This window comes from Paenibacillus sp. FSL R5-0636 (assembly GCF_037974255.1).
GTDB classification, from domain to species: domain Bacteria; phylum Bacillota; class Bacilli; order Paenibacillales; family Paenibacillaceae; genus Paenibacillus_AQ; species Paenibacillus_AQ odorifer.
Genome location: NZ_CP150232.1, coordinates 5,172,078 through 5,194,751, shown reverse-complemented (window position 1 = coordinate 5,194,751; position 22,674 = coordinate 5,172,078). Strand labels below are relative to the sequence as shown.

General features: G+C 46.7%; 12 protein-coding genes. 11 read left to right on the top strand and 1 reads right to left on the bottom strand.

Going from position 1 to position 22,674, the window contains the following annotated elements:
* The first annotated feature begins 274 nt into the window (after positions 1-274).
* The 9 genes from MKX34_RS23600 to MKX34_RS23560 all read left to right on the top strand — a co-directional run bounded on the left by MKX34_RS23600 (position 275) and on the right by MKX34_RS23560 (position 17,092).
* Positions 275-4,195, top strand: coding sequence for a X2-like carbohydrate binding domain-containing protein (locus tag MKX34_RS23600; RefSeq protein WP_256717650.1), 3,921 nt, complete (start codon positions 275-277; stop codon positions 4,193-4,195).
* A gap of 389 nt (positions 4,196-4,584) precedes the next feature.
* Complete coding sequence (locus MKX34_RS23595; RefSeq protein WP_339203574.1) at positions 4,585-6,771, top strand: helix-turn-helix domain-containing protein; 2,187 nt, start codon at positions 4,585-4,587, stop codon at positions 6,769-6,771.
* 272 nt (positions 6,772-7,043) lie between these two features.
* Positions 7,044-7,976 (top strand): ABC transporter permease subunit, encoded by a 933-nt coding sequence (locus MKX34_RS23590; protein WP_235219490.1) that lies wholly within the window; start codon positions 7,044-7,046, stop codon positions 7,974-7,976.
* A 15-nt stretch (positions 7,977-7,991) separates the two neighbouring features.
* Complete coding sequence (locus tag MKX34_RS23585) at positions 7,992-8,894, top strand: carbohydrate ABC transporter permease (RefSeq protein ID WP_036683268.1); 903 nt, start codon at positions 7,992-7,994, stop codon at positions 8,892-8,894.
* Between the two features lie 137 nt (positions 8,895-9,031).
* Positions 9,032-10,657: an extracellular solute-binding protein gene (locus tag MKX34_RS23580; protein ID WP_051491287.1), complete on the top strand. Its 1,626-nt coding sequence runs from the start codon at positions 9,032-9,034 to the stop codon at positions 10,655-10,657.
* A 96-nt stretch (positions 10,658-10,753) separates the two neighbouring features.
* Complete coding sequence (locus MKX34_RS23575) at positions 10,754-11,887, top strand: SGNH/GDSL hydrolase family protein (RefSeq protein ID WP_036683262.1); 1,134 nt, start codon at positions 10,754-10,756, stop codon at positions 11,885-11,887.
* Positions 11,888-11,952: 65 nt separating this feature from the next.
* Positions 11,953-12,219, top strand: a complete 267-nt coding sequence (locus MKX34_RS23570; RefSeq protein WP_036683261.1) for a hypothetical protein — start codon at positions 11,953-11,955, stop codon at positions 12,217-12,219.
* A gap of 185 nt (positions 12,220-12,404) precedes the next feature.
* Positions 12,405-14,789 carry a glycoside hydrolase family 95 protein gene (locus tag MKX34_RS23565; RefSeq protein WP_076224925.1) on the top strand — a complete coding sequence of 795 codons (2,385 nt, stop codon included), beginning with the start codon at positions 12,405-12,407 and terminating at the stop codon, positions 14,787-14,789.
* 248 nt (positions 14,790-15,037) lie between these two features.
* Positions 15,038-17,092, top strand: coding sequence for an alpha-galactosidase (locus MKX34_RS23560; RefSeq protein ID WP_076224924.1), 2,055 nt, complete (start codon positions 15,038-15,040; stop codon positions 17,090-17,092).
* A 53-nt stretch (positions 17,093-17,145) separates the two neighbouring features.
* On the opposite strand, the gene MKX34_RS23555 is transcribed toward MKX34_RS23560, so the two are convergent.
* On the bottom strand, positions 17,146-18,015 hold the full coding sequence (locus tag MKX34_RS23555; protein WP_038572706.1) for an AraC family transcriptional regulator: 870 nt from the start codon (positions 18,013-18,015) through the stop codon (positions 17,146-17,148).
* 211 nt (positions 18,016-18,226) lie between these two features.
* On the opposite strand from MKX34_RS23555, the gene MKX34_RS23550 reads away from it, so the two are divergent.
* Both MKX34_RS23550 and MKX34_RS23545 read left to right on the top strand, forming a co-directional pair.
* A complete protein-coding gene (locus tag MKX34_RS23550; protein WP_076224922.1) occupies positions 18,227-20,548 on the top strand; it encodes a glycoside hydrolase N-terminal domain-containing protein in 2,322 nt (773 codons plus the stop codon).
* A gap of 242 nt (positions 20,549-20,790) precedes the next feature.
* The gene (locus MKX34_RS23545) at positions 20,791-22,332 is read left to right on the top strand and encodes a response regulator (RefSeq protein WP_076297205.1); all 1,542 of its coding nucleotides are present in this window, start codon (positions 20,791-20,793) and stop codon (positions 22,330-22,332) included.
* Positions 22,333-22,674 lie beyond the last annotated feature (342 nt).

Genomic DNA, 22,674 nt, shown 5'->3' with positions numbered 1-22,674 from the left:
GATTTCCATCACGTTACATAAGGTTAAAAGGGTCTTTATTAATAATTTTCAAAATAGATCCAGCCCATATTATCTTCCTTAAGTTTCTATTGTTGGAGGAATAATGTTTGTTCTGTTGTTCATTTGTCCCCTTGTTTTTGGGTTATTTGTACGTAAAATGCGGAAATGTACCTATCGTGGAACTCGTTCTTCCTTTATGATCATCCCGTAAAGAAAGCGCTATCAAATAAATTTTAACCACATTTTATGAGGGGGTAAGGATGATTTGAAGCGAATGGGAAAAAAGCTGGGAATGAGCCTGTTGGTATTTATAATTGCAGCAGCGCAGTTCGGTTTCACAGGAACGAAGGGCAATGTGGCACTAGCAGCTGAGAAGAGTATGGCGCAAAAGCCCTATATGGGCTGGAGCAGTTACAGCATGCAGGTGTACGACGGTGCAGGCAACTGGACCTCGGCCGAAAGCATCAAAAAACAATCGGATGTTATGCATGAGAATTTGCAAGCCCATGGGTATGAATACATCAATATTGATGCGGGCTGGAATGGCAGCATGGATGAATACGGCAGACCGATTCCAAGTGAGACCTTATATCCTAACGGATTTCAAGAGGTCATCGACTATGTTCATAATAATGGACAGAGAATTGGAATCTATATGATTCCGGGGGTATCCATCGATGCCTATAATCAGAATCTAGAGATTTACGGAACGGGTGGCCAATGCCGTATACAGGACATTACAGCCAAACCGCTTACCATTATGGATTATTGGAATTCCTACACTTATAAAATTGATTTCACGAATCCATGTGCCCAGAAGTATGTGGATTCTATTACGGATATGATTGGCGAGTGGGGCATTGATTTCGTCAAATTTGACAGCGTGACTCCTGGCTCGGGGATTGACAACTTGAGCCGTGATGCGCGCGGCGATGTAGAGGCATGGTCTAAGGCTTTTGACAGAAATAACATCTGGTTTGAGCTGTCCTGGGCGCTCGATCACAATTACGTGGATTTCTGGAAAAAGTATGCCAACGGTTGGCGAATTGACTGGGATGTTGAAGCTTACGATGGCAGTGGGCTGACAGCCTGGCCGAGTATTTCCCGCTTGTTCCCCAAAGCAGCACTTTGGTGGAGGGATGCAGGTCCTGGGGGTTGGAATGATTTTGATTCTCTGAACGTTGGTAACGGATCTATGGATGGTCTGACCAAAGACGAGCGGAAATCCGCGATGACATTCTGGTCAATCTCTTCCGTGCCATTGTATACAGGTAATGACATGACTAGGCTGGACAGCTATGGTCTAGAACTGCTTACCAATGATGAGGTAATTGCCGTAAATCAGGCAGGACGTCCAGGCCATCCGGTATCTATGGATACCCAGCAGCAGGTTTGGTATGCCAATAATGGAGATGGCACTTACAGCGTAGCTCTGTTCAATTTGGGCAGTCGGAGTGCGGAGGTGAAAGTCAAATGGAGTGATCTCGGCCTTGAGGGCCCGGCTTCCGTTCGCGATTTATGGAGTCACACTGAGCTGGGAGACTTTGAGAAGGAATTTAGCGGAGGGATACTTGAACCTCATGCGTCACGGATGCTTAAAGTTACAGCATTAGGTGGTACCTCTACAGTCAATGATGATGATACAGGTATGCGCTACAGCGGGGATTGGAAGCGTAATGGCGGCAAAGAGCTGCTAGAAGGAAAGCAAGATTTGAGCATTACGATCAAGGATTCCTCGTCTGCGCCGTCGATGGCTTCACAATCGGATGTTACGAACTATGGGACTGACCCGTCTGAGAATTCGTCTGCTGCGAACAAGGCAACGGTCACTAATGTAGTATACATTAATGATAATGACAGCGGCATTAAATATAATGGCGCATGGCAGGTAAGCTCATCTAGAGGATTGGGTGATTATAAAGACGATGTGCATTATGCCGAGAAGAACGGTGATTCCTTTGAGTACACCTTTACGGGCACTGGCATTGACCTGCTGACCGAAAAGCATGAATCTCAGGGAGATATGATTATTACGCTGGACCATGAGGCTGCACAGACCGTTAGTGCTTATAAAACGGGATCAAGAGAGGTACAGCAAAATCTGTACAGTGTCTCGGGACTGGCTAACGGCTCTCACACGCTTAAAGTGGCCAAAAGCTCAGGTGATTTTATGCTGCTTGACGCATTTAAGGTGACTACAGAAACTCCAGCAGGAGGACAGAATAGTACCATTACTCCGACATCTGCTAGATTTGAACAAGTAACAGAACAACAAGAGGATGTTACTGTCACCCTGAATTTGAATGGTAATATACTGAGCAGTATTGAAAATAATGGCGAGGCACTTTCGGAAGTCGATTTTACGGTGACGAATGACAAGTTGACCATCCATAAGCAATACCTTGCGCAGCAGCCGGCAGGCACAACCGACTTGATTTTCATTTTTAACGCTGGTGATCCACAGACCCTGTCGATACAAATTAGCGATTCTACAGGCATTCGTTATGTGATGATTAATAACGATGATTCGACAGTTAAGTACAATGGCACTTGGAACCGCAGCAGTGGCAGAGGATTGGGCGACTATAAAGACGATGTGCAATATACGGAGCAGAATGGTGATTCTTTTGAATATACCTTCAGAGGAACGGGGATTCAGCTGTTCACAGAGGTAGATGAGTCACAGGGTGATATGGATATTTATGTTGACGATCGATTTAAGGAAACAGTCAGTGCCTATCATCATGGACAAATGTCACTTCAGAACCTTTACAGCATTTCTGGCTTACCGGATGGTATGCACACGCTCAAGGTTGTGAAGAAATCAGGCAGATTTATGCTTCTTGATATGCTCAAGGTAGAAATTCCGAATATGATTAATCCGATCGCTGCCAGCTTTGATAAAGCTGCTTCCGCTCAGGAAGATATTGAGGTGACATTACTGCAGCAAGCGGAAAGCTTTGCCGGCATTACTAACGGATCATATGATCTGGTTCTGGGGACTGATTATTCAGTAGCAGGTAACCGTGTTACACTGAATAAATCTTATCTTGCTGCACAGCCAGTGGGCACGCTGAACCTTAAGTTTACTGTAGGGGGAGATTATCTTAATGATGTTCACTCTACATCAGTGGACGGTGATTCCTTTGAATATACCTTCAAGGGTACCGGAATCAGCCTGATTACACCTATTGGTCCAGAGCAAGGTGATATGGATATTTATGTGGATGGACAACGGGTCCAAACCGTGAATGCGTATAGTCAGAGCCGCCTGAGCCGTCAGGAAATTTATAGTATTTCGGGATTGGAAGGCGGGATACACACGCTTAAAGCTGTGAAGAAATCTGGTGATTTCATGCTGACGGATCAATTGAAATTCACAGTTTCAACGATTCCTGTTGTATCTCCGACACCAACGCCAAGTCCGACACCAACATCAACTTCTACACCGACACCAACACCAACACCAACATCAACGGATTCGGGTGGCTCGTACATTCCAGCTAAGCCTTCTTCCACACCTGCCTTGACTCCGACGCCAACTCCGGCAACTGGAAACGAGGATGGATCTGCAGGGAATGGCGAGTCTGATACGATCCGTCATACCGCATATATCAAAGGTTATCCGGGTGGGTTCTTCCAGCCGGAGCACGAAATTACGCGTGCTGAGATGGCAACGATTCTTGCCAATGTTTCTGAGAAGGGGGCTACTGGAGCAGGTGTCGTGTTCAGTGATGTGCCTTCTGGTTACTGGGGTGCTGATGCCATAACTAAAGTAGCGAAGATGGGACTAATAAAGGGTTACAGCGATGGCACCTTTAAACCTAATCAAACGTTGACGCGTGCAGAAATGGCCACTCTGGTGACCCTGCTTAGAACGGATTCGACGCAGAAGGGTTCCGGTTTCTTTGACATCAATGGACATTGGGCACAGGCGGCGATTTTGCAAGCCCAAGGTACTGGCATTTTCACTGGTTATAATGACGGGACTTTCCGTCCTAATGCCAAGCTTACTCGTGCCGAAGCTGTTGTGGCTATGAATAGAGCTTTAGGCAGAGGTCCCCTAATCAATGTAACGAATCCACAGTGGGCAGATGTTCCGGCAACACATTGGGCCTTCGGCGACATTGAAGAAGCTTCGACGGATCATGTCTTTACATCTGGATTAGAGGCCAGAGATCAGAAGAAGAACTGATTGTCTAGCCAAAGCAATGATGAAGGGGGCCGTTACTGGCCCCTTTTTTCTAAATGACAGGAGGGCCATGTAAGGGTCACACATCGAAACAGCTGACACACTATAGATAAAATATCGGAATTGCCGATAAAAGGCAGTGATAACGGCGTAGATCGCTGTTTTTTTTCCATTTCTGAAGAGGTGCAGGAGGGTGAAGTGAGTTCGAACCCTTGACTATGAAGCAAAATGTTTTAATCTATGGTAATGATAGCGCTATCGAAATGTCATATTGAGGGAGGCTAACTACGCTGAAATATTCCAATATCTTTCGTAAATTTCTAATCTCTTATGTGGTCATTTTGGTCATACCCAGCATTGGCGGGTACATGTCCTATCTAACCTCAATCTCCGTGACACAGTCCATCTCGATTGAGAATGGAGTCACTCAGCTTCAGAAAAGTCAGGAGATATTGGAGCGCCGTATGGCGGAGGTTGAAGGCTTTACCAGGCAATTGGCGGTCAACCAGGAGCTAAATGTTCTTATGAATGAAAGTGAAAATGAGACGAATGTGTATGGGATTTGGAAAACGATGCGGAATGTTTTGACTTTCGGCCAGACTAATGATTTTTTGCAAAACTATTATATTTACCTCGCTAACTATAATCTTATCCTAACCCCAGGTTCGACCTATCGTCCGGAGCATTACTACTCTAATTTCAACTATAAGGGTCTTTCGTTACAGGATTGGAGAAAAGAAGTGCTTGAGACAACCCACCGCAGCGAGATCAAGCCACTTAGTGATTTTGTCAGCAGGGGGATGCAAACCTCGGTCATTACCTATATGCAGTCACTCCCCTTGGATAGCTTTAATGATTCCTCGCCGGCTGTCGCAGTCGTGATTATTGATGAAAAAAATATTTCCAGCTTGCTCTCAGGCCTGACCGAGCGATACGGGGGCTGGGTGCATATTAGTGACGCTAAAGGGAATACGATTGTTCTGCAAGGAAGCGATGAGCAGAAAATGGCCAAAATGCTCGACGATCCAGCTTTTGATAAGAATAAGGTCAGTCAGTTCTACAAGGATGATCTGGTGGTTACTACCCGTTCCGATTCCAATGGCTGGGTGTATCAGACCGGGATTCCTCAAGATATTTTGATGGAGAATGCTAACAAGATCAAAAGAATCTCCATACAAATTACGGGAGGCACTCTAATTATCGGTTTGATTGCCGGACTGGTATTAGCTTACCGTAACAGCGCGCCAATCAATCGTATGCTCAGTGTCATGAAGGAGCAATTCGGTAAAGAAGAAGCCTCGGAGAGGAATGAATTTGACTTTTTGAGCGGAAATATTGCCGATATGATTACCAAAAATAAGCTGCTCGAGTCCGAGCTTAACCGCCAGCTTCCTCTGGTCCGAGATGCCTTCCTGAAACGGCTGATTGCCGGTGAATTCAAGACGCGGGATGAAATTATCTCTGCAGCCAAGCAGGCGGATATCAGCATGAATCAGGATACTGGCTACGTAGGAATTGTTCAAATTAACGGTTATGCGGGTATGGACAGTGTTGAAATTCTGAACGAGCTGAGCGCTTCCCGGCTGCTGCTGAAACAGACCTTGGCTGATCTTGGCGTGGATGTCTTGATGACGGATATGGGCTCTGATAAAGTTGTAACGCTGTTCTTTTCTAGGGAAAAAGGAGCTGACAAGGAACAGGAAGCAGCGAATATCACCCAGACGATGGAGGAGCTCGCTCAAAATGTCTTTAATGAGTACCGCATTACCATTCTGGCGGGCTTCGGGGATCTATTCACAGAGGTAACGGAGGTTAGCCTTTCGTATGATCAAGCGAAGCAGGCGCTGGAATATGCAGTTTACATGAATAAGAAAGGAATTATCTGGAGTAGCGAAGCTCAGATCGAGAATACAACTTATTATTATCCGCTGGATTCGGAGCAACGGTTAATCAGCACGATTCGAGCCGGAGAGCTAGAAGAAGCCGAACGGATTGTGCGTGCGATTATCGCCCAGAATATGGAGCAGCGAGAATTATCCATCGAAATGAAGCACCAGCTTGTCGGGGAAATGAAGGGGACTTTTCTCAAGCTATTGGATCAAAAGGCATTTACCGAATATTCAGAGATCGAGAGTGTCAAACGGCGGGTCATAGACATTGGCTCATCAGAGTCGCTTGAGACGATCCAGAACGAATTTTTTGACATTATGGAAGAGCTGTGCGGACTCATTGCGAATAAAAAGAAAGATATTCATATTCAGATCATCAAGCAGATTAAGGACTACACAGCAAAAAACTATTCGGATACGGAACTGACCCTCTACCGGGTGGCGGAACAGGTGGAGCGGCCGGAAAAATACATTTCCCAGCTGTTTAAAGAGGTAACGGGTGTCAACTTCTCCGACCATTTGATAAAAGTCAGAATGGATCAAGCCATTATCCTGCTCAAAGAGAATGGATTAACGGTGGATGAGATTGCCGTGCGGGTGGGCTACAACAGTTCACATTCCTTCAGACGCGCATTTAAAAGGTTGATGGGTGTCTCCCCGAGTACCTATAGACAATCTGTGGATGAATAAAAAAATATGCCATAACATACGGCTGCACTGTCCACTTTGGACGATGCAGTCTTTTTTCTGATTTCAACCCTGCAATTTGGAAAAATGGCCGTTCTACTGCTATTTTGTGCTCCTCAGATAAGGCGATTTGTACGCTGAAGTCCCCAAGTGTACCTTTCTTTTGGAGATAAAAGTCATCTATGATCAATCCGTAGAAAGCGCTATCAAAAATCACAGACATCTGCTTAGGGGGAATTGTTCTGGAGAAAGAAATAGTATTACATCGCAAGTCGTTGCCGAAAAGCAAAGGCCCCGCATTCTTACAAAATGCTCGCAAAAGCATAAAAAAGCACTGGCAGTTACATCTGCTTGTGATTCCGCCTTTGCTGTTTTTTATCATCTTCAAGTATTATCCGATGCTGAACACTGTCCTAGCCTTTAAGGACTATAACGTCATAAAAGGGATATGGGGAAGTCCATGGGTCGGATTTAAAAACTTCCAGCTCTTCTTTGAGAATCCGCAGTTTTGGACGCTGCTCAAGAATACTATTATGCTTAGTGGCTATCAGTTGCTGGCGGGTTTTCCAATCCCGATTATTCTTGCGCTCATGATTAATGAGGTACGGGGAGGAAGGTTTAAGAAATTCGTTCAGCTTGTATCGTTTGCTCCTTATTTCATCTCGACGGTTGTCATGGTGTCAATCGTTATGCTATTTCTGGCCCCACGGCTCGGTTTTGCCAACATTGCACTCAACTTCTTCGGACTGGATTCTATTAACTTCCTAGGTGAACCCGGCATGTTCCGTTCGATTTATGTGTGGACTGATATTTGGCAGACAGCGGGCTACAGTGCAGTCGTATATTTGGCAGCGCTTGCAGGGATAGATCCAACACTTTATGAAGCTGCCAAAGTTGATGGAGCCTCGCGGTTTCAAAAAATCCGTCACGTCGATTTGCCAGGGATTGTGCCAACCATTGTTATCATTTTGATTCTGAATGTGGGGAATGTAATGGCGATCGGCTTTGAAAAAGTCTACCTGCTACAGAACCCGCTTAACCTCGTTAATTCTGAGATCATTGCCACTTATGTCTACCGGGTCGGTCTGTTGAATGCCAATTACAGCTTTGCAACTGCGGTGGGCCTGTTCAACTCCATCATCAACCTGGTTCTCTTATTTACAGTAAACGGTCTGGCGAAAAGAATCACGAAGAACAGCATCTGGTAGGAAAGGAGCTCATCTATGGCAGCAGCAGTTCAAAAAAAGATTAAAGAATCCGTCGGCGACAAAGCGTTCCTGATCACAATCTATATTGTGCTCACTCTTGTGGTAATCGCTGTACTTTATCCGCTTATTTTTATCATCAGCAGCTCAATCAGTAGTCCGGCAGCCGTGACCTCTGGTCGTGTCTGGCTCTGGCCTGTGGATATATCTTTCAAAGGTTTTAAAGTATTGCTGAATACGCCTGAGATTATCACTGGTTATGGAAACTCAATTTTCTACACCGCAGCGGGAACGCTGATTAGTATAACTTTAACGGTTATGATTGCTTATCCACTGTCTCGAAAAGGTTTTTTCGGACGAAATACACTGATGATGATCATTACCTTCACCATGATCTTCAGTGGGGGGCTAATTCCCACCTATTTGGTTGTGAAGGAGATGCATCTGATCGACACTCGCTGGGCGCTGTTGATTCCGAACGCCATTTGGGTCTGGCAGGTCATTATTGCCCGCTCCTTCTTTCAATCCTCGATTCCGGAGGAGCTTTTGGAAGCTAGTGAAATCGACGGCTGTAGTGATATGAGATTCATCTGGAGCGTGGTACTCCCGTTATCCAAACCGATTCTCGCAGTGTTGGTGCTTATGTACGCGGTAGGTCAATGGAATGCCTATTTCGATGCGTTGATTTATCTGAAATCAGCAGATTTGTTCCCCTTACAGCTTGTCCTGCGAAGCATCATCATTCAGAACAACAGCGCTGGTGGGGCTATGGACGTGGGGAAACTGGTCGAGAAACAACAGCTTTCCGAGCTGCTGAAGTATTCCTTAATTGTGATTGCCACCTTGCCGGTACTTGTTATCTATCCTTTCGTACAGCGTTATTTTGTACAGGGGATGCTTGTTGGTTCCGTCAAGGGTTGATCTTAGGAATCTCTTTTTTTGGAAAGGAGGTATGCCCGGAGTACACACTTAAGGTATCATCGTATCACCTGCTAAATTACAAAAGGGAGTGATAATATTTGAAGAAGCAAAGCTTGATAACTTTACTAATTCTGGTCATGGCATTTACGGTTGTAATTAGCGGATGTGCAAATAAAAATACAGGTAACGCATCCAGCACGCAGCAGGGCTCTGGTTCGGGTTCGTCTGGCAAGCCGGTTGAGATCAGCGTGTTCTCAGTTCAGGAATCCGGCATCGACCTTTCGACCAATAAATTCACAAAACATGTAGAAGAGAAATTTAATTTCAAATTCAACTGGCAGATCAATCCATCGGATGGTGCTCAGGAAAAACGCCAGATCTCACTGGCGAGTGGCGACTATCCAGATGCCTACCTGCTTACTCACTATATTGATCAATTCTCACAGGCCGATCTACTGAAATACGGCAAGCAAGGTGTACTCATTCCGCTAAATGATCTGATTGATAAATATGCTCCTAATATTAAAGCAGCCATGGAAAAGAACTCTGACCTAAGAACGTTTAATACTGCACCTGATGGCAACATTTACGGACTTGTAGCTTATACAGAATGCTTCCACTGTTCCTATCCTAGCAAAATGTGGCTGAATACTGAGTGGATGAAAAAGCTTAACTTGGAGATGCCGAAGACCACTGAGGAATTTAAAAATGTACTGAAAGCCTTTAAAACGCAAGACCCGAACGGCAACGGCAAAGCGGATGAAGTGCCGCTAAGCGGTTCCATCGAGGAGTTCGGCGTACGGATCGTTCCTTTCTTGATGAACGCATTTGTTTATGATGATGATCGTAATTACCTGAACATGAAGGATGGAAAGGTGCAATCTGCTGCCATTACTCCGGAGTGGAAAGAAGGATTGACCTATATTAAATCCCTGTTTGACGAAGGGTTAATTGATCCGGGTGCCTTTACACAAAACGCGGAAGCTTTTAAGAAAATCGGTGAAAATGCTGATGTAGAAATTCTAGGCGCAGGTGCAGGTATGCACCCAGCGATCTTCGTAAACATCGACCCGGGGAATACCCGCTCAGCACATTACAACCCGCTTCCTCCGATTTCGGGACCTTCAGGAATTTCTTATGCGACTCATGATGGAGGCGGCGTAGTCCCGGGTGCAAAATTCGTGATCACAAACAAAGCAAGTGAAGAAGCGCAAATTACACTGATCAAGATGGTGGATTATATGTTCACACCAGAAGGCCAAACGAATGGCGCAGCTGGCCTGAAGGGAACCGATTGGACCGATCCGGTTGAAGGCGATGTGGCGTTGGGTAAAGATGTTAAACCGATGATCAAATTAATTCCAGGTGAAGAAGGCGCAGCACCACGTAATGCGGGCTGGAGTGGTATGGCTCACTTCTATGAGCCTAAAGAATACCGTGATACTTACGTTCAAGGTACCGACATCTTTGCTTCTGATGGTTACGAACGTAGATTGTATGATGCGACTCTGCTATACGAAGGTCATGAGCCTAAAGAGTTGTTCCCTATCTGGTCGATCTGGATTGATCCAAGTGAGATTGATGAAGCCAGCTTGCTGCAGACAAATTTGAAAAATTACATCGAACAAAATGAGCTGCAATTCATCACAGGCAACAAGGATCTGAACAAGGACTGGGACGCTTATGTAAAGGGATTGCAGAACTTGAAGCTTGACCGTTATCTCGAAATTTTACAAAAGGCTTATGATACTTCAAAAAAATAAATATTGAAATCAGAATCAGGTGCTGTATGATAGACCCCGCACCTGATTTCTTGATTTCAAGGAGAAATATGGTTTTTTATGGATGGAGGTTGAGTTATGACAGACGAGAAACATTGCAATCATTCATTTGTAGTTCCGCGCCGTGGACTACCTCAAATTAAAGGCAGGCTTACGGAAAAAGGGACTGTGACCGTTGCCTTTTTAGGCGGCTCAATTACGGAGGGGGCAGGTGCTTCCGAAGCAGACACATATAGCTGGAGAGCGCTCACCGGTAAGTATCTTCAGGAACGGTTTGCGGATCAGGAGTTCCGCTTCATCAACGCAGGAGTGGGAGGAACGAACTCAACTTTAGGTGCTCATCGATTACAGGAGCATGTCCTGCAGCAGGGCACAATTGATTTGTTATTCGTTGAATTTAGCGTCAATGACGGCAGTGACCGGGAAGAATCCATTAGAGGGATGGAGGGCATTGTCCGCCAATGCAGACGGTTGTCACCGGGCACTGATATTTGCTTTTTGTATACGGCAGCAGAGAAGAATCTCTCCGGGAGCAATCCCTTTAATATCGCTGTCCATGAAGAAGTAGCTGAGCATTATAAGCTTCCCTCTGTTAATTTTGCAGCTAGAGTCTATGCGCAGCTAGAGGCGGGACAAATGGAGTGGACTAAGCTGGCACCGGATGGATATCATCCCAATGATGACGGTCATGCGCTGTATGCTTCTTTTTTGCGAGAGTATCTGGAGACAGCGCTTGTTCCTGGCAAGACGAATTTGAGCAGCGAAAGCTCTTTAGATATTCCACCCTTGGCGGTGCAAAATTATGAATATGGCAGTTTGCTTGATTTCCGCGCGGCTGATCATGTGAACGGTTACGAACTTCGCGAACTGTCTGCAGGAGATCCGCTGATGAACTGGCGTTTTGGAACAGAGCATCTGTATACCCATAGCAAGGAGGCTATGTTTTCTTTTACCGTAACCGGGCAAAGCGCAGGCTTGATGCTGCTCTACGGACCGGACAGCGGGATTTTTGAATATTCGCTTAATGGCAGTTCTTATAAAGCTGTGAACTTATTCGATGAATGGTGTCCGCTTGCCTTTCGGCCTATTATCGCCATGTTTCCGATCCAGGAACAACGTCAAGAACTGCGGGTTACAGTACGCATTACGGGGCTGAAGGACGAACAGAGTAAAGGTACCAGCCTGCGTATTCTGAAACTGCTGCACAATTGATTATTTAAAGCGGAGATATTATACTGCCAAATATTAAGCGTTTACAAAAAAGAAAGGCGGTGCCGATGATCACTTCTGCCGAGAATAATGCCTTAACTACTCCTACTGTAATCCGCCTGACGGATTATGGAGTACTGCCGGATTCTGGTTTAGACGCGCAGCCAGCCATGGTTCGGGCTATTCAGGCTGTCGCTGAAATTCCCGGCCCGGGACTACTGGATTGCCGAAGGGCTGCTATCATTTCTATCCGGACGAGGCCATCCGGAAACCTTATTTTATCTCGAATACTGCCAGCGAGGAAGAGAACCGGGATGTCACTAATCCAAGTTTGAGAGTATTGATGCGTTGGCCCTTAGTACCAAGAGCACCTGCGGACTGGTCTTTAAGTGCAATGGAATTCCGGCAGGCAGTGGTGAGGCGAGTCTTTCGAATCTTGATGATGCGATTGAATTAAATGCTGCAGTGAGGTTGAAATTGCTGATAATTTATTAAATGACAGATGGTGAGGAGAGCGCGTATGAAACTTCAATATGACAAGCCAGCATATGTATGGACGGAAGGTCTTCCAATTGGGAATGGACGTCTGGGCGGTATGATCTTCGGTGGTGTGGAACAGGAGAAAATTAGTCTGAACGAGGATACGCTTTGGTCAGGATACCCAAAAGAGGGTAACAATCCCGGTGCTAAAAACGTTCTGCCAAAGGTGCGACAGCTGATTCAAGAAGGCCGCTATGTTGAGGCGGACACGCTGACTAGAGAAATGATGGGGCCGTATACTCAATCTTATTTACCTTTTGGTGATCTATTGCTTCGTTTTGAGCATGGCAACGTCTATCATTCTTATCAGCGTACACTGGATGTGGAAAATGCGCTGCATCGCATTGAATATCAGATTGGCAATGTTACTTATACCCGTGAGATGTTCGCTTCTCATCCTGATCAGTTGCTTGTACTTCGTTTGACCGCAAGTGTGCCAGGCGCATTGAATGTGCATGCTACGCTGGAAAGTCCGCTCCGGCACAACCTTTATTCGCAAGGCGACAGCTTTGTACTATCGGGAACGGCACCGGAGCATGTAGATCCAAGCTATTTCGGGAGCGACAATCCCATCCGATACGGTGAATCAGGCAGCAGCAAGGGAATGGCTTTCGAAGGACAACTCTCCGTGACGGCGGATGACGGCCAAGTAACGGTTGATGGCAGTGGGATTCATTTGCTGGGTGCGACAGCGGCAACCTTTTATTTCAGTGCGGCTACAAGTTTTAAAGGGTATGACCTAATCCCGGGAATTGAAGGAAAAGATGCCTCCACCATTGCAGCTTCTTTCTTGGCAAGTGCTCAAGGCAAGTCTTACACCAGCCTGCTTCAAGCCCATATCACTGATTACCGGGCACTTTTCGATCGGGTGAAGCTTCGGCTGGGCAAGCCGCTGGCGCCGGAAGGAATGTCAACCGAGCAGCGGATTACGACTTACTCCGCGCAAGATCCGGGTCTAGTTGAGCTGCTGTTCCATTTCGGACGTTATTTGCTGATCGCAAGCTCGCGCCCCGGAACGCAGGCTGCCAATCTTCAGGGAATATGGAATGCCTCTACTCGTCCGCCTTGGAGCAGTAATTATACACTGAATATCAATACAGAAATGAACTATTGGCCCGCTGAGATTTGCAATCTGGCAGAATGTCATGAGCCACTTTTGGATTTCGTCGGCAATCTGGCGAAGAGAGGGGCGGATACCGCTCGGACCAACTATGGCACCCGGGGCTGGGTAGCTCATCATAACTCGGATCTTTGGGCACACACTGCACCGGTAGGTGATTATGGCGATGGAGATCCAAGCTGGGCTTATTGGCCAATGGGGGGTATCTGGCTGACTCAGCATCTTTGGGAACATTATGCTTTTGGCGGAGACACTGAATACTTGCGGGCTTCGGCTTATCCTGTCATGAAAGAGGCGGCTCTGTTCGCATTGGATTGGCTAATTGACGATGGCAAAGGCAATCTTGTGACCTCCCCGTCCACTTCACCAGAGCATAAATTCCGGACAGCGGAAGGTGTGGCTGCGGTCAGCCCGGGTGCCACAATGGATATATCGCTGATCTGGGAGTTGTTCACGAACTGTATCGAGGCATCTGTGATTCTTGGAACGGATGAAGCTTTGCGTGAAGAGCTGAAAAGTACCCGTGAGCGTCTATTGCCACTGCAGGTTGGCAAGTACGGGCAACTGCAGGAATGGTCCTCTGATTTTGAGGATGAGGACATGTATCACAGACATACCTCGCATCTGGTTGGTATTTATCCGGGCCGCCAGTTGTCAGAAGAAGAGACCCCTGAGCTATTTGCTGCGGCAAGAACCTCGCTGGAGCGGCGCGGGGATGAAAGCACAGGCTGGAGTCTGGGCTGGAGAGTCGCTTTATGGAGCCGCTTCCGGGATGGAAACCGTTCCCTGCGTCTGCTCTCCAACATGCTGCGGCTGGTGAAGGACGGGGAGTCGGAGCAGTATAATCACGGCGGAGTTTATGCCAATCTGCTCGGCGCGCATCCGCCGTTCCAGATTGATGGCAACTTCGCAGCCTCCGCCGGGATTGCCGAAATGCTGCTGCAATCTCACCGCGGCTATCTCGAACTACTGCCTGCATTGCCAAATGAATGGCAGGAGGGAAGCGTTGCAGGTTTACGTGCCCGCGGTGGCTTTGAAGTCAGCATTCAGTGGGACAACGGCAAGCTAGTGGAAGCGCAGATCACTTCGCTGCTGGGCACAGAATGTGTGATCCGCATGGATACTCTACTTAAGGTAACCTGTGGCAGCCACGATTTACAGTGTGAACATTCTGCCGAAGGAAGGGTAAGCTTCGCTACAACCGCGGGACAATCCTACAAGCTTATCATTGATGACCAGCAATAATCCGTTTAATAAGCGTATGAACAGCAGTAGGACCTGAACGTTTGGTCCTGCTGCTGTTTTTTGTATTGCTGCATGAATCTTCAGGACCAGCAGTGTTTAGGTAAGATGTGTTAGATCGCGGTATGGATCGGAAGATCGTTGTATAGAAAACGCTTTATCCGCTCTTTATAATGAGGTCATACTTGGGGGATACAGCTACTGAGACTACCGCCTTCAAGGTCCAAAATGCAGCAACAAGGAGGCAAATTATGCTAACTGACAGTAATACAACCGTAAACGTGAATACAGACACAACGTCTCTTATCCGTGTAACCAATGGCCTGGTGAATCTGGAGATTGATCTCGGAACAGGTGAGTCATCCGTTGTCGGCGGGACTTCTGCACATGTAAAGGGGATTCGCAGCGCCTTTCGCTGGCAGGGCCGGGAATATAATACTGAGCACTATCAGAGCCACGTGCTGAAGTTGCAGGAAGAGGTTGTTCGTGAAGGTTTTGGCAAAGGTGTTCATCTAGTGATTGTGCATGAAACATCCCTGCTGCCACAGCTGGAGCAGCATTTTTATATTTATGAGTCATCCTCATATGTGCTGATGCAAAGTGCGATCGCAAGCGATGAGGATATCAAAGCGAACCGCATGGCGGTCATTCAGAGCAAATCGGTATCACTCGGCGGCGAGTCAGGTCAACCGGATGAACCAAGCATCCTGCGTGTGCCTTACGACAACGATAAATGGGTCAGATATACAGTGGTGAAGCCACCTATGGATACAGAGAGCTACGAGGTAACAGCAGTGTTCGCGCCGGATAGCCGGCGAGGGATTATCATGGGTTCCATAACTCATAAGGTGTGGAAAACGGGTATCCGTATCAAAAGCGAGCGAAGCGGCCAGATCGAGGAGCTGGATCTTTACGGTGGGGCTGTGAGTGAATTAACCCGCGACTTTCAGCCGCACGGTTATGTAAAAGGCAAAAGAGTGGAGTCACCGCTCGTATTCGTAGGTTTTTATGACGATTACAGAGAAGGTCTTGAAGCTTACGGCCGGGCCAATACATGGATTGAAGCTCCGCTGGCTTGGGAGGGTGGCGTTCCTGTTGGCTGGAATAGCTGGTCTGCAGCAATGGCTGAACTCGATTATGATTTGTATACGTCGACCAGTGAGTTTTTGAAAAAAGAAGTGCAGCCGTTAGGATTCCAGAATGAGGATACGCTGTACATCAACTTTGACGCTTTTTGGGATAATTTCACAGCAGAAGAGATGAAAAATGCACTTGAGCTAGTGCGGAAGAATGGTCATAGACCGGGAACCTACTGGACCCCTTTCGCTTTCTGGGGAAGTCCTTCTCAGTTCGGAGATGTCGTGGAGGGTACGAACGGTAAATACACCTATGGCGATATCCTGCTTCGGGACAGCGAAGGAGAGATTCTGCCGGATGTTGATGGAGGGCTAGCCATTGACCCCACACATCCGGGGAACCTGCAAAGAATGGATTGGTATACAAATAAATTCATCTCGGAAGGATTCGAGTATATCAAGCTGGATTTCTTAGCACATGGCGCACTGGAAGGGCAGCATCACAATCCGGAGATTACGACGGGCATTGCGGCGTATCACTACGGTATGTCCTACTTGCAGAACAAGCTGTCTCTAGAGGTAATTGGTCGACCGTTCTTTATTAATCTGTCCATCGCACCGTTGTTCCCTTATGCATTTGCACATAGCCGGCGTGTCTCTTGTGATGTTTTTGGCACGCTGCAGGATACAGAATACATGCTCAACTCTTTAACCCATGGCTGGTGGATGAGCGATTCATTGTACCGTTACAATGATCCTGACCATTCCGTACTGTACAAGAGCCATAACCAGGAAGCCACGGGCTGGCATGAAGGTCGCAGCCGGCTAACCGCTTCGGTGATCGCGGGAACGGTGCTGCTGCTAGGGGATGACTTCCGAAAAGAGGAAGCCGCCGCCCGGGCCAAAGCTTGGCTGAGCAATAAGGACATTATGGATGTTGCTCGTCTTGGCAAAACCTTCAGACCGATAGAAGGGGACCTCGGCAAGCAATCCTGTGATACTTTTGTGCTCGAATCTGCAGAAGAAAATGCTTTTTATATAGCCGTCTTCAATTACGATGCCGTGAAATCCGCTCCTAGATCTATCTCATTAGAACGTGCAGGGCTGAATGCTCAAGGTGCTTACCAGCTGCTGGACCTATGGGAAGGTGTAGAAGGGGAAACCTCAGGAGAGCTGGAAGTTACGCTTGAACCCGCAGAATCTAAAATCTTCAAATTGACAGCAAAATAAAAAAGAATACGCGCCCTCTGCTTCTTGCGGATAGCGCGTATTTTTTTTATAACCTATATTTGTATTCGGCTTAGCGGATTAAGGCGGTATTGTGTGGGATTTATGCCGTAACAGGCACTGAAATGTCTGGAAAAGGGATGGATCGAAGGATAGCCTAATTTCTCAGCAATGGCAGTAACACTTAGCTCGCTCTCCAGAAGCAGACCTGCCGCCCGTCGCATAACGAGATTATGATGATAAGCGCGCGGCGTCATCCCGGTTTCTCGCAGAAACAGCTCATGAAAATAGGTTCGCTTGAGTCCGCAGAGATGTGCCCAGTCTTCGATAGATTTACCACGTTCGGGATGAGTGTTCAAATACTCCAACAGGCGGACAATCCGATAATCGCTTGGCTGATGCTGATGGAGGGCATTATACCAGCTTAATATCCAACCGTATAACAAGCTATGGACCGCTTCATTCCGGTAGAATATCGCTTCATTGTATATTTTGGCAATCATCACAAGACTATCGTATAGCTGTGGATATTTAGCTAGCGGGAAGACGCAAGGCAATTCGTTCAGCTCGGCGCAGGGGACTTCGGTGGCCTTTTTCTCAAGCCTTAAGGGTTCAGGCGCATGGATAAAAGAAAGATTAGTAGACATAGGCGACTGCTTGTCCCACAAATCAAAATAGACATTGTAGGACGAGAGTGGATGAGAAGGGGAAATATGAAAGGCATGTGGCTGGCCGGGACGGAGAAACACCAGTGTTCTACGCTCAATCGGATAACGAATTCCGTCGATTTCCATCTCACCGGGGCCATCGGTAAACAGATGAAAAGCGTAGGCATTGCCGACGCGCAGATGCTCATTGCTGCTGCCGTCGTACAGATAAGGCATGATTGCTCCAACATACGGTGTGATTTCAGATAGTTTGTTCATACTATACCCCTTTTCTAGCAGCATTTCTTAATTCTGGCCTGTAGTTAAATGTTTGGGATAACGGATAAATTGTCAAATGAATGAACGAGTCAACAAAGACTATTAATACCGACAATGTTACGATAAATGCGATAAATAGACAATGCTAATAAAGAAATAAGCGAATTAATTAACAACACTTTGAGGTCTATTACAGACAGGAGACGATCTAATGAGCGATTTTAAATTGTGGTATTCAACCCCTGCAACAAGCTGGTTGCAAGGTTTGCCATTGGGCAACGGAAGAATAGGTGCTGTTATAATGGCGGCGCCGCATCGTGAGGTTTGGAGCATGAGCGAGGTGACCTATTGGTCTGGGCAAAAGGATCCCGACCCTGCTCCTGCCGGAGGTAGAACTGCGCTTGAAGAGGCGCGAAGTCACTTTTTTGCCGGCGATTATGACAGCGGTGATCGTTTAGCCAAACAGTATTTACAGCCTAAAAAACAAAATTTCGGTACGAACCTGGGATTATGCGAGGTTGTTATTGATTTTGCCCAGGATGCGGATGTTAAATCAGGCGGTGTGTTTCGGCGGGAGCTGGAATTGACAAGTGCAGTGGCTGGGGCGGTCTATGAGAGCGGCGAAACAACCATCCATCGAGAGGTCTTCGCTTCACATGCCGATGATCTGTTAGTTTCAAGAATTTGGAGCGATAAGCCTGGAGGTGTATCCTTTACGCTTGCCATCGAAGGTGGGACAGAATCGTTTACGACTGAGGTTGTGGATGGCGACACCATTGAATTCAAGGGGCAAGCTACAGAAAAGGTGCATAGTAATGGTAAATGCGGGGTATGGGCAAAAGGGCAGCTCAAAGTAAGTCTATCCGGCGGTACGATCTACAGGGGGGATGGCCGATTAAGAGTTTCCGGAGCTAATGAGGCCCGGATTTATTTTGGGGTCAGTACCGATTATCGCCGGAGCAACCAGGATTGGGAGACGGAGAGCTACAGCAACCTACGGCAGGCTTTAACCAAAGGTTATGCACAGTTAAAAGAAGATCATATTCAAGATTACCGTCAGGAATATGAAAAGGTGGATATTCAATTGGGAAGCTCCGGGAAAGAAAGTCTGCCTACCGATCAGCGGATTAGGTTGCTGGCACAGGATCAGGTGGAGGACCCTCATTTGTTCGCATTGTTCCTCCAGTATGGCCGCTACCTGACCATTGCCGGATCACGGGAAGATTCACCTCTTCCACTGCACTTGCAGGGAATCTGGAATGACGGTGAGGCTTGTCGTATGGGCTGGAGCTGCGACTATCATCTCGATATTAATACACAGATGAATTATTATCCGACAGAAGTCGTGAACCTTGGGGACAGCCACCTTCCATTGATGCGATATATTGAAGATTTATCTCAGGCGGGAAGATCAACTGCACGCGATTTATATGGCAGCAAAGGATGGGTGGCGCATGTATTCTCTAACGTCTGGGGTTTTACAGCTCCGGGCTGGGAAACCTCATGGGGGCTCAATGTCACAGGCGGATTATGGATTGCAACCCATCTGATGGAGCATTATGAATATAGTCAGGATCGTGTATTTCTAGAGCGCCAGGCATATCCTGTTCTAAAAGAAGCCGCAGAATTCTTCCTCGACTATATGACGATTCATCCGAAATATGGCTGGCTGGTGACGGGTCCTTCGAACTCGCCAGAGAACAGCTTCTATCCCGCAGATAGCAGCGAGGGTGCACAGCAGCTGTCTATGGGCTCTACCATGGATCAAGTGCTCGTACAGGATCTTTTCGAGTTCTGCCTGAAGTCTGCGGTGTTGCTCGATACAGATGTGGAGCTTCAGCTGAAGCTAAAGGAAGCTATTGCTAAGTTACCCCCGCTACAGATTGGCAAAAGAGGTCAGCTGCAGGAGTGGCTTGAAGATTATGAAGAAGCGCAACCTGAGCATCGACACTTGGCTCATTTGTTCGCTTTGTATCCAAGCAACCAGATTACACCGGACAGAACACCGGAGTTAAGTGCGGCAGCAAGGGTAACGCTGGAGAACCGGATGGCTCAGGAAGAACTGGAGGATGTAGAGTTCACCGCCGCCTTATTCGGCCTTAGTTTTGCCAGACTATATGACGGGGAGAAGGCGTATAAGCATATCTCTCATTTGATTAGCGGACTGTGCTTTGATAATCTGTTCAGTTTCTCCAAATCAGGGATTGGTGGGGCAGAGTGCAATATCTTTGTCGTGGATGGCAACTTTGGCGGGACGGCTACCATTGCAGAGATGCTGCTGCAAAGCCACGCGGATGAAATTCATCTGTTGCCAGCGCTCCCGCAAGCCTGGAATACAGGATCGGTGTCTGGATTACGAGCCAAAGGAAAGGTAGAGGTAGACATAGTTTGGGAGAAGGGGCAGTTGACGGAAGCTACGCTTCGCACCTACTCACCGGGAACGGTGACCCTTCGATGGGGAGATCAGAGAAATACCTTCCAAGCAGAAACAGGAGGAAGCTACTATTTCAACAGCCAATTGGAGCTGTTATAATAATTCGGCGGGGGCGATGAGCCTCCGTTTTCATTATGCGTCCGAATAATGATGAGTAGGTATCGAAGAGCTATCTGGTCTGCTTAGGACCCGATAGCCTTTTTACAAGCACGTTGGGATTAGATCTTACAAAGTAACGATTCATGCCTGAAAATGACTTACATTAATTTGGTCGATGATCGCCTAAGGGGAAAAGAATATAATAGGAGCAAATACAGACAACAAGAAGGAGGAAACCTCAGGTGTATAGTATTTTTCTGGTAGATGATGAAGAAATGGGTCTTGAGATGATGAGAGATTATATCCGCTGGGAAGAGATGGGCATCTATGTCGTTGGAACAGCGAGCAATGGTAGAGAAGCTTTGGAGAAAATAGAGGCTTTTCAACCGGATATTATTCTTACAGATGTTCAGATGCCGATAATGAATGGAATTGAGTTGGCTAAAAAAATACATGAATGTTATGACCAGATGCAAATTATGTTCCTCACCGGACATGATGAATTCCACTATGTTAAATCAGCCCTTAATGTAGGAGCTGTCGGATATTTACTGAAGCCGCTAGATTTGACTGAAATTGAAAGCGTTATCGAAAAGGTTAAAGCACGCTGCGAAGAGGTTCAGATGAAACAACGTTCTATGGAGGCTGCTAAAACAAAAATTCTTAAGGAGCTTTCTTTTGAAAAAAATGCGGAGCAAGCCGCAGAGCTGGCAAATAACTTCAATAGGCTGACCCGTCTCCCAGAGAGTAATCGTTATACCATGGCACTGTTTAGCATCGATCCCAAGGAGGCGGAGGGTGAGCAGCAGAGTCTGGAAGAGTGTATGAGTAGGCTGATCTCTTATCTGGATCACTTTTTTAAGGCGAAAAATATAGAGGTTGTTTTTGTTCCTTACAAGGATGGCGAGACAGGTGTGTTTATGGAAGCGACTCAACAGCCTGGCTATTATACTTGGGAGGATTTAGCAGTGGCTATTCGTAGTGCACTGGATTTTACGGTGACGGCAGCAGTCGGGGCGCAGGCAGCAGAATTAGCGCTGGTCCATAATCTGTATAAGCAGACGCGTGTGATTTTAAATGAACGTTTTTATAAAGGCACGGGCTTAATTATTCATGCCGCGGCTATTTCGAATCAGTTCGACAGTGAACATATGCCACCTTTTGAGAGAAAAGAGTGGTTTGAAGCTATCAATCAGCTGGACTTCGAGCAGGCCGCACAAAAGCTGCATCAATATTTCGTGGGATTGGCCACGCTGAGAATCAAGAAAAAAATCATCTGTAATTGGGCGATTGATCTTGTTGATGAACTGCTAGAGCAGCTGCATCAGTCGGTTCCCGAGGGCTTTAAGCGGGCGGAGCTCTATCATTCCATCTATAATGCGCTGACTTTACATGAGATCGAGGATTTAATCCTGGGCACTGCGGGTGATGCCGTGAGCATGCTAGGTGAGCGACTTATGGATAAAAATACAAAGCTGGTCCACAAGGTTCGCACCGTGATTGAACAAAATTACGATCAGCCGATTACGATTAATAGTCTGTCTGATCAGGTTTATCTGTCACCGAACTACTTAAGATCTATTTTTAAGGATAAAACAGGCATCACGATCCACGATTATTTAACCCGTATTCGGCTTGATAAGGCTAAGGAGCTGCTCGCAGACGGGTCACTGAAGATTCAAGATATTGCCCAGAGAGTGGGGTACGAAAGCACGTCTTATTTTATTTCTCTATTTCTGAAGAACCTTGGGGTCACACCTAACGAGTATAGGAAAAATATTTAACCTTCCGCACTTCTGCTTACTGAATAGAAAGAAAAGTCGCTTTCCTCTATGAATTGTAAACTTGCGATATGGAAAGATGCCCCTTTGCTTTTTACAATAAGCATGTATTACAACTCAGCACATGTGAGGGGCTTGATTCATTATTGCGATTAAAGGAAGCTTTTTTACAAATCTAATTGCGATAGCGCTTTCAAGAAATCCAGACGGCAATAGTTGGATACAGCATTCTTGAGAGAGTAATCGGTACGGGCCGTACATTCCTTACATGACGTTACTTACAACAAGGAGAGGAGTTCTGAAGACGTTATTTGGAAAAAGGAACAACTGATGAATTGCAACCGG

What these genes read in the sequence shown, in the direction of transcription:
- MKX34_RS23600 (WP_256717650.1), top strand. Translation starts at nt 275, where the DNA reads ATGGGAAAAAAGCTGGGAATGAGCCTGTTGGTATTTATAATTGCAGCA.
- MKX34_RS23585 (WP_036683268.1), top strand. Translation starts at nt 7,992, where the DNA reads ATGGCAGCAGCAGTTCAAAAAAAGATTAAAGAATCCGTCGGCGACAAA.
- MKX34_RS23580 (WP_051491287.1), top strand. Translation starts at nt 9,032, where the DNA reads ATGGCATTTACGGTTGTAATTAGCGGATGTGCAAATAAAAATACAGGT.
- MKX34_RS23575 (WP_036683262.1), top strand. Translation starts at nt 10,754, where the DNA reads ATGACAGACGAGAAACATTGCAATCATTCATTTGTAGTTCCGCGCCGT.
- MKX34_RS23570 (WP_036683261.1), top strand. Translation starts at nt 11,953, where the DNA reads ATGATCACTTCTGCCGAGAATAATGCCTTAACTACTCCTACTGTAATC.
- MKX34_RS23565 (WP_076224925.1), top strand. Translation starts at nt 12,405, where the DNA reads ATGAAACTTCAATATGACAAGCCAGCATATGTATGGACGGAAGGTCTT.
- MKX34_RS23560 (WP_076224924.1), top strand. Translation starts at nt 15,038, where the DNA reads ATGCTAACTGACAGTAATACAACCGTAAACGTGAATACAGACACAACG.
- MKX34_RS23555 (WP_038572706.1), bottom strand. Translation starts at nt 18,015, where the DNA reads ATGAACAAACTATCTGAAATCACACCGTATGTTGGAGCAATCATGCCT.
- MKX34_RS23550 (WP_076224922.1), top strand. Translation starts at nt 18,227, where the DNA reads ATGAGCGATTTTAAATTGTGGTATTCAACCCCTGCAACAAGCTGGTTG.